Origin of the sequence: Methylomonas koyamae (assembly GCF_019669905.1) — a bacterium.
Classification (GTDB): Bacteria; Pseudomonadota; Gammaproteobacteria; order Methylococcales; family Methylomonadaceae; genus Methylomonas; species Methylomonas koyamae.
In genome coordinates, this window is the sequence record NZ_AP019777.1 from 2371357 (window position 1) to 2382574 (window position 11218).

At 58.2% G+C, this 11218-nt stretch carries 8 protein-coding genes; 5 read left to right on the forward strand and 3 right to left on the reverse strand.

The window, feature by feature from the left end; genetic code table 11:
* The first annotated feature begins 51 nt into the window (after positions 1–51).
* From MKFW12EY_RS10860 to MKFW12EY_RS10880, 5 genes are all read left to right on the forward strand, one after another.
* Positions 52–357, forward strand: coding sequence for an integration host factor subunit beta (locus tag MKFW12EY_RS10860; RefSeq protein WP_054759678.1), 306 nt, complete (start codon positions 52–54; stop codon positions 355–357).
* Positions 358–495: 138 nt separating this feature from the next.
* A complete protein-coding gene (locus MKFW12EY_RS10865) occupies positions 496–1455 on the forward strand; it encodes an acetylxylan esterase (RefSeq protein ID WP_054759663.1) in 960 nt (319 codons plus the stop codon).
* Between the two features lie 3 nt (positions 1456–1458).
* Complete coding sequence (locus MKFW12EY_RS10870) at positions 1459–2187, forward strand: esterase family protein (protein WP_054759661.1); 729 nt, start codon at positions 1459–1461, stop codon at positions 2185–2187.
* Positions 2188–2223: 36 nt separating this feature from the next.
* Positions 2224–3318 carry an efflux RND transporter periplasmic adaptor subunit gene (locus tag MKFW12EY_RS10875; RefSeq protein WP_054759659.1) on the forward strand — a complete coding sequence of 365 codons (1095 nt, stop codon included), beginning with the start codon at positions 2224–2226 and terminating at the stop codon, positions 3316–3318.
* Positions 3315–6368, forward strand: a complete 3054-nt coding sequence (locus MKFW12EY_RS10880; RefSeq protein WP_221054530.1) for an efflux RND transporter permease subunit — start codon at positions 3315–3317, stop codon at positions 6366–6368. The genes MKFW12EY_RS10875 and MKFW12EY_RS10880 overlap by 4 nt, the downstream gene beginning before the upstream one ends.
* On the opposite strand, the gene MKFW12EY_RS10885 is transcribed toward MKFW12EY_RS10880, so the two are convergent.
* From MKFW12EY_RS10885 to purE, 3 genes are all read right to left on the reverse strand, one after another.
* Complete coding sequence (locus MKFW12EY_RS10885) at positions 6365–9430, reverse strand: bifunctional diguanylate cyclase/phosphodiesterase (RefSeq protein WP_245006496.1); 3066 nt, start codon at positions 9428–9430, stop codon at positions 6365–6367. The genes MKFW12EY_RS10880 and MKFW12EY_RS10885 overlap by 4 nt on opposite strands.
* Positions 9431–9608: 178 nt before the next feature.
* Entirely contained in the window at positions 9609–10703 is a 1095-nt protein-coding gene (locus MKFW12EY_RS10890) for a 5-(carboxyamino)imidazole ribonucleotide synthase (protein WP_054759651.1), read from the reverse strand.
* A complete protein-coding gene (gene purE, locus MKFW12EY_RS10895) occupies positions 10700–11197 on the reverse strand; it encodes a 5-(carboxyamino)imidazole ribonucleotide mutase (protein WP_054759649.1) in 498 nt (165 codons plus the stop codon). The genes MKFW12EY_RS10890 and purE overlap by 4 nt, the downstream gene beginning before the upstream one ends.
* Positions 11198–11218: the final 21 nt, after the last annotated feature.

Sequence of the window (11218 nt, forward strand, 5' to 3'; positions counted from 1 at the left end):
GGTGGCATGGGTGTACTCATGCCACCCTTTTTTGATTATTCAGGGCTGGATGTGACGAAATCAGAATTGATAGAGATGCTGGCGAGAAAACAGCCGCATCTCGCGCTTAAAGATGTGGAATTGGCGGTCAGATGTGTTGTCGATCACTTGAGCGATACATTGGCCAGTGGCGAACGAATCGAAATTAGAGGCTTTGGCAGTTTTTCATTACACCACCGCTCCGCCCGCTTGGGCAGAAATCCGAAAACCGGAGATTCGGTCTCGCTGACGGAGAAGCACGTACCTCATTTCAAGCCTGGAAAGGAATTGCGCGACATGGTCGATGCTTCCAGGGAAAAATACAAAATAGTCGATTAACCCCTTATTCGGAACGGAGCATCCGGCTTCGTTCCGCTACTGCAGGACTCGGGCACCACGCAAGGCAATACTGCCGGCAATGCACGGCCTGAATTCATCCCGGCCTTGGGGCCGCCAATCCGCTTACAGATATCGGCAGTGAGCTCATTCCACCATCACTACAACTACGATCCGGGATACGGCTGTAGCCTCGACGATTTGTTGGCAATTCCGGCGCCGGAGGAAAATCCCGATTTTTGCCGGTTCTGGCGCGACAAATACCGGCAAGCCGTCAATATCGCAGCGGATTACGCGCTGACCTACCAGTGCTCTCGCGCCGGTTACCGGGTCTACGATATAAGCTACCGTTCCACCGGGGATTTCGCCATCGGCGGCTGGCTGTTGGAGCCGGAAAATCAAGCGGTAACGCAAGCCATCGTCGTCGGCCACGGCTACGGCGGCAGGGAGCAACCGGATTACCATCTGCAAATTGGCGGAGCCGCTTTGTTGTTCCCGTGCATGCGCGGTATCTCGCGCAGCCGCAACGGTAGTTTGCCGGAACAGCCAAACCTGCATGTATTGCATGCGATAGAAGATCCGAACCAGTACGTGATTGGCGGTTGCGTCGAGGATATCTGGCTAGCCGTAACGGTGCTCGCCGCCATTTATCCGCAATGCGCCGAGCGTATCGGCTATATGGGAATCAGCTTTGGCGGCGGGCTCGGTGCATTGGCCGCGCCGTGGGACCTAAGAATCAAACGGCTGCATTTGAACGTGCCGACCTTCGGCAACCAGCCGTTGCGCTTGAGCTTGCCCAGCAGCGGCAGTGCGGCCGCGCTGAAGGCCCATAGCCAACACCACCCTCGCATTTTTGACACATTGGCCTATTACGATGCCGCGGTTGCTGCGCGCCATGCCGTGCAGCCGTTACACGCGGCAGTCGCATTATTCGATCCCGTCGTCGCGCCGCCCGGACAATTTGCGATTTATAACGCCTGGTCCGGCGAGAAACGTTTGTTCGTGTTGGAAGCCGGGCATTTCGAATACCCGCGCCAACACGAACAGGATCGACAATTGGTTGCTGAATTGCAGCAATTTTTCGGAGTATCGCCCGTTTAGGCTATGAACCGCGAATACCACCATTGGTACAGCCCGCGACTCGGTAGAGACATGGAGTTTCTGGTATTCGGTCACGCCGGAGCCAAAGTCCTGATTTTTCCGACCCGCGACGGCCGTTTCTTCGAGTACGAAAATCTAGGTATCGTCGAACGGCTGCGCAATAAGATCGAGGCCGGTTACTTGCAGTTGTACTGCGTCGATAGCATCGACCACGAAACTTTTTACTGTTTTTGGCGAAAACCGCAAGACCGCATTCAACGCCACATGTATTTCGAAGATTATGTGTTGAACGAGATCATGCCGTTCATGGCGCTGAAAAATCCGCATCCCTGCGTCATTGCGCACGGCTGCAGTTTGGGGGCTTTTCATGCCGCCAATATCGCGTTTCGCCATCCGCAATTGTTCAAAAAATTGGTGGCATTTTCCGGACGCTTCGATTTGACCCTGGAAGTCGAATGTTTCAAAAACCTGTTCGACGGCTATTACGACGAAAATATTTACTTCCATACGCCGAGCCATTTTTTGCCTAATCTGGCCTGCGAAGCCCAATTGGCGGCCATCCGGCAGATGGACATTACCTTGGTGATCGGCAAGCAAGATCCGTTTCTGGCGAATAACCATGCGCTAAGCCGGGTTCTCGCCGAGAAAGGCGTGGCTCACGCGTTATACGAGTGGGAGGGGCGTGCCCACCAGGGGCATTACTGGCGGCGCATGGCGCCGTTGTATCTCTGATAAACTGGCAACTTTTTTTAAGCTTGGCGTCGCCGCATGATTAAGCGCATTTTGTGGGTAGTGTTGTTTACCGTGTTGCTGCTCGGCGGCTTGTTCGGTCTGAAGTTTAGGCAAATCAATCAAGCGATCGAGCACATGCAACCGCCGCCGCCCGCAGTTGTGGCGTTAGCCGAGGTCCGCCGCGAACAATGGCCAGCTAAGATCGCCAGTGTCGGCAGTCTGCGCGCAGTGGCCGGGATAAACCTCAGCAACGAGGTCGCCGGACAAATCAAAGCCATTCATTTCCAGTCCGGCCAATCCGTTAAACAAGGCCAACTACTACTCGAATTGGACAGCGCCACCGATCAAGCCGAACTCAAGGGCCTCGAAGCCGAGTTGCGTCTGGCCGAATTGCACTACCAACGTAGCGCGCAGATGTTGGAAAAAAAATTCGTCTCCCAGGCCGACTACGATCAAAACCTGGCGTTGTTGGATAAAGCCAAAGCCGCCGTCGCCGCCAAGCAAAGCGTGATCGCCAAAAAACAGATCAAGGCGCCGTTCGACGGCGAGATCGGTATCCGCCAAGTCGACCTCGGCCAGTATCTGGCGGAAGGCTCGGCCATTGTCAATCTGGAAAAACTCGACCCGATCTACCTGGATTTCAGCTTGCCGGAACGCCAACTCGGCCTACTGGGTAACGGCCAGCAGGTCGAAATCAACGTCGCCGCCTATCCCGAGCGTCGTTTCAGCGGCGCTATCACCGCTCTGAGCCCGGCCGTGGACCTGGGCAGCCGTGCCGTCAACATCCAGGCAAAATTCAACAACGCCCAGAAATTGCTGCGTCCCGGTATGTTTGCCCAAGTGGCGATCAATTCCGGAAAATCCAGCGAAGTATTGACCGTACCCGATACGGCGGTCACCTATAACCCTTACGGCGATTCGGTGTTTTTGGCGGTAACGGCCGGCAATGGATTAACGGTACAGAGCCGCCAGGTGCGGACCGGACAAAGCCGCGGCGGCAGAGTCGAAATCCTGGAAGGGTTGCAGGCGAGCGACCGGGTCGTCAGCGCCGGCCAGCTCAAATTGCGCAACGGCATGCCGATTACCGCCGACAGCCAGCCGGCACCCGGCGAGCGCGAGGCCGCGCAGTGAAATTTACCGATCTGTTTATTCAGCGCCCGGTGTTGGCCAGCGTGGTCAGCCTGTTGATTCTGATTTTAGGTTTGCGCGCGTTGACGGTACTGGAGCTACGCCAATACCCGAAGACCGAAAATACCGTCGTCACGGTGACGACCGCTTATCCCGGCGCCGGCAGCGATCTGATCAAAGGCTTTATCACGACGCCGCTGCAACAAGCGATCGCCGAAGCCAACGGCATCGACTATTTGTCCGCCAACAGCCGGCAGGGCAGTTCGGTCATCGAAGCCCACATGCGGCTGAATTACGATCCGAACGCCGCAGTGTCCGAAATCCAGGCCAAAGTCGCCAGCCAGCGTAACGTACTGCCGGCCGAAGCGGAAGATCCGGTCATCACCTCGCGAACCGGCGACGACACCGCGCTAATGTATATCGCGCTGTATAGCGATACCTTGCAAGACGCACAGCTCAGCGATTACATGTTGCGGGTGATCCAGCCCAAATTGCAGGCCGTACCCGGCGTCGGCAAAGCGGCGATGTTGGGTAACAAGACCTTTGCCATGCGGGTCTGGCTGGACCCGCAGCGAATGGCCGCCCTCGGCGTTTCTGCCGGCGAAGTAAGCGATGTACTGCGCGCCAACAACTATTTGTCCGGCGTCGGCGGCACCAAGGGCGACTACGTCAAACTCGATTTGAGTGCGACCACCGATGCCGTAGACCAACAACAATTCCGGCAACTGGTCGTCGCCAAGCGCAACGGTAGCCTGGTCCGGCTGGCGGATATCGCCACGATAGAACTGGGCAGCGAAGATTACGATACCGTGAACTGGTACAAAGGCAAGATGGCCATTTTCATGGGCATCGAACAGGCGCCGGGCGCAAACCCGTTGACGGTCGCACAAGCGGTAAAGCGGCAATTGCAGGAAATCGAACGCGATTTGCCCGATGCGATGCACGTGCTGTTGCCTTACGACGCCAGCCAATTTATCGACGATTCGATTCATGAAGTCTTCAGCACCTTGCTGGAAGCCGTCGCTATCGTACTGGCGGTGATATTCCTGTCGCTGGGTTCGTTGCGGGCGGCGTTGATTCCGGCCGTGACCGTGCCGCTGTCGCTGGTCGGCGGCGCATTCTTGATGCTGTTGCTCGGGTTTTCGCTGAATCTGCTGACTATGCTGGCCATGGTATTGGCGATTGGCTTGGTGGTGGACGACGCGATTGTCGTCGTCGAAAACATCCACCGCCACATCGAGCAGGGCAGCGGACGGATTCAGGCCGCCATCGACGGCGCGCGGGAACTGGCGCTGCCGGTGGTCGCAATGACAACCACGCTGGTCGCGGTTTACGCGCCGATCGGTTTCATGGGCGGCTTGGTTGGCGCCTTGTTCACCGAATTTGCCTTTTCGCTGGCCGGAGCGGTTTTGATATCCGGTATTGTCGCGCTGACCTTGTCGCCGATGATGAGTTCGCGGTTTTTGCAAGCGGCCGGCCGGCCCGGCGGTTTCGAACGCGGCGTCGAACATTTCTTCGACGGCTTGGCGCTACGTTACCGGGCGTTGCTGCACAGGGTGTTGGCCTATCCGGCCGCGGTGATGGCCTTTGCGCTGCTGGTGCTGGCTAGTATTTATTTCATGTTCATGCTGTCCAACAAAGAATTGGCGCCGACCGAAGATCAGAGTTTTTTATTCGCGGTATCCACCGCCCCGCAAACGGCGACCTTGAAATACAACCAGACCTATGCCCGCGAACTGATCGCGCAATTCGAGAGCATTCCCGAGCACGAAGAAAGTTTCCTGATCATGGGCTTCGGCGGCGATGCCAATATGGTGTTCAGCGGCTTGAAAATGCCGTCGGTATTCCAGCGCCAGCGCAGCGTCGGCCAAGTCGTACCGGATTTGCAGGGCAAGGTGGACCACATCGCCGGATTTCAGAGCGCCGTGATCCCGCCGCCCAGCCTGCCGGGTTCCGGCGGCGGCCTGCCGATGCAGTTCGTCATCACCAGCGACGCCGATTACGCCAAGCTCGACCAACTGGCCGACCAAGTGCTGGATAAAGCGATGCAGAGCGGCCAGTTTGCGTTTTTGATGAAAGACGTCAGCTTCAACCGGCCGAAATCGACGCTGGTCATAGACCGCGACCGCGCCGCCGATTTGGGTATCAGCATGCAGGATATCGGCAACAATCTGGCAACGCTGCTCGGAGGCCAATATGTCAACCGTTTCAGTTTGCAGGGGCGCAGTTACAAAGTGATACCGCAGGTGGACGACGCCGACCGCATCGATATCGGCAAGTTGGACGCTTATTACCTTAACAGCCGTTCGGGCGCGCAGATCCCGTTGTCTTCGCTGGTCAAAATCCAAAATTCGGTGGAGCCGGGCAAACGCAGCCAGTTTCAACAATTGAACAGCCTGACGCTGAGCGGCATGGTTCTGCCCGGAGTCGGCTTGGGCGATGCGATGGTGGGCCTCGAAAAAATTGCCCATGAGGTTTTTCCGCGCGGTTACGGCTTCGATTACACCGGCGAATCGCGCCAGTACCGGCAGCAGGGCAACGTGTTGATCGTCACCTTCTTCATGGCGCTGATCGTGATTTACCTGGTGTTGGCCGCCCAGTTCGAGAGCTGGCGCGACCCGCTGATCATTCTGATCTCGGTTCCGTTGTCTATCGCCAGTGCGATGGCGTTCCTAATGCTGGGCTTTGCCAGCGTGAACATATACACCCAGGTCGGTTTAATTACCTTGATCGGTTTGGTCGCCAAAAACGGGATTCTGATCGTCGAATTCGCCAATCAATTGCAATCCCGCTCCGGTTTGACCAAGCAGGCCGCGGTCGAGCAGGCGGCCGCTATCCGCTTGCGGCCGATTCTGATGACGACAGTGGCGATGATCGTGGCGATGGTGCCGTTGCTGCTGGCCACCGGACCCGGTGCGGCCAGCCGGTTTGCGATCGGCCTGGTCATCGCCTCCGGTTTGGGGATAGGCACGTTGTTGACCTTGTTCGTGGTACCGGCGTTTTATCTGTTGCTGGCCGGGAGCCACTCTGAAACCGCGCATCCGGCCGCTTAAGCCGGACCGGGCCGTCCCTGCAATAGCGCGGCTTCGCAGGCGTCGGCCGGCATCGGCCGGGCAAACAGGTAGCCCTGGCCGTAATCGCAGCCGATTTGTTTCAATAACGCGCATTGTTCTGCAGTCTCGACGCCTTCCGCGATCACTTTAATACCTAGTTTATGCGCCATGACGATCATAGCTTCGCACAGTGCCATGTCGCTGGAGTCGTTGGCCAGATTGCGGACAAAGGCCTGGTCGATTTTTAAATAGTCGATATCGAATTTCTTCAGATACGCCAACGAGGAATAGCCGGTACCGAAATCGTCCAAAGCCACCTGGGTGCCTTGGTCCCGGAAAGCCAGCAATTGGCCGCGGATCTTGTCGCTGGCCTCGACCAGCAAGCCCTCGGTAATTTCGATGGCGATGCTGCTTCCGGCCAAGCCTAAATCCCGCAAATGTCCGAACCACGACAGATGGCTGCCGTGGTCGGCTCTGAATTGAACCGGCGATTTGTTGACGCTGATTTGGAATTCCGGGTCGAGCAGGTTGCGCCAACGCACCGCTTGTGCCGCGGCCTGGCGAAACACCCAGTCGCCGATCTCGACGATCAGGCCGGTATCTTCGGCAATCGGAATGAATTTGGCCGGGCTGATTTGGCCGAGGGTCGGATGCTGCCAACGAATCAAGGCCTCCGCTTTATGCACCGAATTCGTTGCCAGTTCGACGATGGGTTGGTAATAAACCTCAAATTGCTTTTCGGCCAAGGCCTGATGCAAGTCGTTCGACAGCCGGGCCCGGCTGTTGGCCGCATCCTGCATCGCAGTGGTGTAATAGTGGTAGCAATTGCGGCCTTGGCGTTTTGCGGCGTACATGGCTTGGTCGGCGTTACGCAGCAGGACCGAGAAGTCGGTCGCGTCGGTCGGGTAGATCGTGATGCCGATACTGGCCGAGATGTAAGCCAATTCGTCGTCGAGCCGGTAGGGCGCCGCCAAGGCTTCCAATAAGTGGCCGGCAATGCGCGGCACGCATTCGCTATCGTCCAGGCCGGACAGCACGACCATGAATTCGTCGCCGCCCAGGCGGGATACGGTATCGCTGTCGCGCACGCAAGCCGACATGCGCCGGGCGGCTTCGACTAACAGCGAGTCGCCGACGTCGTGGCCTAGCGTATCGTTGACTTCTTTGAACCGGTCCAGATCGATGAACAACAAGGCCAGTTGTTTGCGCTCCGCCTTGCACTGCTTGATTTCGGTTTCCAGCCGCTCGCGCACCATCTGCCGGTTGGGAAGGTCGGTCAGACTGTCGTAGTTGGCCTGGCGCCAGATCAAGTCGTCGCTTTTTTTCTTTTCGGTGATATCGGAAAACATCGCGACCCGGCGTTGCACCGCGCCGTCTGTAGCGAATACGGTGTTGATCGATAGCCATTGCAGAAAAATCTCGCCGGACTTGCGCCGGTTCCAGACCTCGCCCTGCCAGGCGCCGGTGTCGGCGACGGTCTGCCATAAGGCCTGAAAAAAATGGTCGTTGTGCAGGTCGGAATTCAATATGCGCGGATTGTGGCCGACCACTTCCGCGGCGCTGTAACCGGTAATCGCCGTGAACGCCGGATTGACCGAAATGATGCGATTGCCGTTGTCCAATACCATCATGCCTTCGCTGCTGGCTTGATAGACCGTAGCGGCAATCTTCATTTCCTCCTCGTTCTGCCGGAGTTGGGTAATGTCCTCGACGATAGACCAGATGTAGCGCTGGCCGTCGCTGCCGGTAATCAACATGCCGTTCAGCCGTAACGGTTTCAGTTTGCCGTTTTTACACAAATACTCTTTTTCGTAAGGGCCGTAATAGCCGGTGCGCTGCATTTGCTCGAGTTGTTCCGCCTCTTGCTCGCGGTATTTGCTTGGCGTCAGCGTCCAGTAATCGAGGTTGGCCAATTCCTCGGCGGTATAGCCGCAAATGCGGCAGAACGCGTCGTTGAATTCGACGAAACGGCCGTTCAAGTCATTCAGGGCGATACCCAGCGGCGATAATTCGAACAGGCCGCGCAGTTTCTCCGCGTCGGCGTGCTGCCGGCGCAGGCTGCGGATCAAGGTCAGGGCGTACGAGCAGGAGGCGACCAGGAACAAGCCGGCTATGGCCAGAAAAATCCAGAGTTGTTTGTGCCAAACGCGCAAGAATTCGTCTTCGGCCAGCCCGACGTCGACCAGCAGCGGGTAGCGTTCGAATTCGAGATAAACGTGTTGCCGGGCGATGCCGTCGCCGCGATCGCTTGCGCTGCGGTAATGGCCGGCCGCCGAGTCGCGTTCCAAGGCCCGGCTGAATTCGGCGGATACGCTTTGTACGGCCTGATTGCCGTCGGCCGGTTCCGGATAACGGCTGATCGCCGCCAGGTTGCGGTCCATGACTACGACTTCGCCGTGGCGGCCGATGTCGACCGCCAATAACAATTCGTTCAAGTCCTTTAATCGCAGGGTTGCCATGACGGCACCGGCAAAAGCGCCGTCGGCAGCGGCGAGCGGTCGCGAAAACAGCAGTGCTGTTTGGCCGTTGCGCGGCTCGAGCGGGGTTGGCGAGATAAGCAAGCCGCTTCCGGGATTGGCTTGGTGCCGATTGAAAATCGAACGGTCGCCGGCGGACGCCTGTGGCGGAGCCGGGTCGCCGGTACGGTAAACCGTTGCGCCGGATGCATCGTAAACCCGCAGGCTGATCAAGTCTGGCAAGCGCTTTTGTTGCTGTCTGAACAGCTCGGCAAAATGGGCGTGGCTTGGCGGGGTATGTTCGATTTCGTCGGCCGTGGACTGCAAAGCCAGATCGATGGCATCGACCAAGCCTGAAATCGAATATTCGAGCGTATGCGCCAGGTTACCCGCCGAGACGCTCGCTAATTGCACGGCGTGTTCGCGGCTTTCGAACAGAGCGATACCACCGCCGGCCAAAACCAGCAGATTCAGCGCCGCCAAACCGAATACGATGCGTTTGATTAGATTGGCAGAGCGGATCGGGCGGGAGTGCGAGTCCGTCCCGGCAACCGGCACCGATTTCAGTTCTGTCACCATTTCGTAGCGGCCAATGAGAGTCTGCAAAGTTGGCTCGTCCGAGCGGCTAAGGTTCGGGCGACCTTGGGCGTGGTCCGGCTTGGGCCGGTGTAGCTGTAAAAGGCCGGCGGGCCAAGTCAAGACACAGCATAGGCCAAACCCGCACAAATGTAACGGTTTGGCCCAAACCTTTCGGAGAAAGCCGCTGGCCGGCGGCAACGGCGGATCAGGAGTTGTCGGCGGCGGCGGCCAGATCGGCCAACTGCTGTAAGCCGGCCCGGTAAGCGGCTTCCGAGTCGGTACGTATCGTCGCATGCGCCACTTTGCGGCCTTTGCGCGGCACCTTGTCGTATAAATGCAAATGGGCGTTGGCTATGTTCAGCAATTGGGCGTCGTCGGCGAGGCCACCGATGAAATTCACCATAGCGGCGTAACCGCGCGGTGCAGTCGAGCCCAGCGGCAGATTTAGAATCGCCCGCAAATGGTTTTCGAATTGGCTGGTTTCGCTGCCTTCGATGGTCCAATGGCCGGAGTTGTGGACTCTGGGCGCGAATTCGTTGGCCAACAATGTGCCGCCGGCATCGAACAATTCCAACGCGACGACGCCGACGTAATCGAGTTTTTCCAGCAGACGCCTGACGTAATCTTCGGCCAGGGATTGAGCCGGATCCTTATCGCAGCATTCGGCGATGCGCAAAATACCGCCGCGGTGGCGGTTTTCGGACAGCGGGTAATAGGCAATTTCGCCGGACGGGCTGCGGGCGGCAATGATCGAGACCTCGCGTTGGAAATCGACAAAGCCTTCGACGATAGCGGCGGCGCCTTGCATGCTGTCCCAGGCCGCAGCCAAATCGGCCGCCGACCGCAACACGGCTTGGCCCTTGCCGTCGTAACCCATGCGCCGGCTTTTCAAAATGGCCGGATAGCCGATATCCGCCATGGCGTTTTCTAAGTCCGCCAGACTATCGACGGCGGCAAACGGCGCGGTGCCGATCCCCAACTCGCGGAAGAAATTTTTTTCCAGCAAACGGTCCTGCGCCACCGCCAACGCGCCGGCCGGCGGATAGACTAGCGTATGGCTGGATAAAAATTCGGCGACGTGGGCCGGCACGTTCTCGAATTCGTAAGTCACCACGTCGGCTTTCTCGGCCAATTCCGCCAGCAGGGCGGGGTCGTCGTAAGCGCCGAGCAAATGTTCGCTCAGGCCGGCGGCGCCGGCATTGGCGTCGGGGTCGAGGACGATGAATTTCAGGCCCAGCGGATAGCCGGCCAGGGCAATCATCCTGGCGAGCTGGCCGCCACCCAGAATGCCTACCTTCATCCGGCCACCTGCCGCGGATCGGGCGTAGCGATGACGCTATCGGTTTGCTGTTGGCGGTAGGCATCCAGCGCCGACCGGTATTGCGGATGTTTGTTGCTGACGATGGCGGCTGCCAGCAGTGCGGCATTGATGGCGCCGGCCTTGCCGATCGCCAAAGTGCCGACCGGAATCCCGGCCGGCATTTGCACGATGGATAACAGCGAGTCCATGCCGTTCAAGGCTTTGGATTGGACCGGTACCCCCAGCACCGGCAGTGCGGTCTTCGCCGCGGTCATGCCCGGTAAATGCGCGGCGCCGCCGGCACCGGCGATGATGACTTCCAGACCTTTGCTCTCGGCGGTTTCGGCATAGCGGAACAGTTTGTCGGGGGTGCGGTGGGCCGATACCACTTCCACTTCGTGCGGAATGTCCAGATGTTCCAAGGTCTGCGCAGCATGCTGCATGGTTTCCCAGTCGGATGTGGAACCCATGATGATGCCTATCAATGCGGTCATGCAAAATCTCCGGTGTCTGCA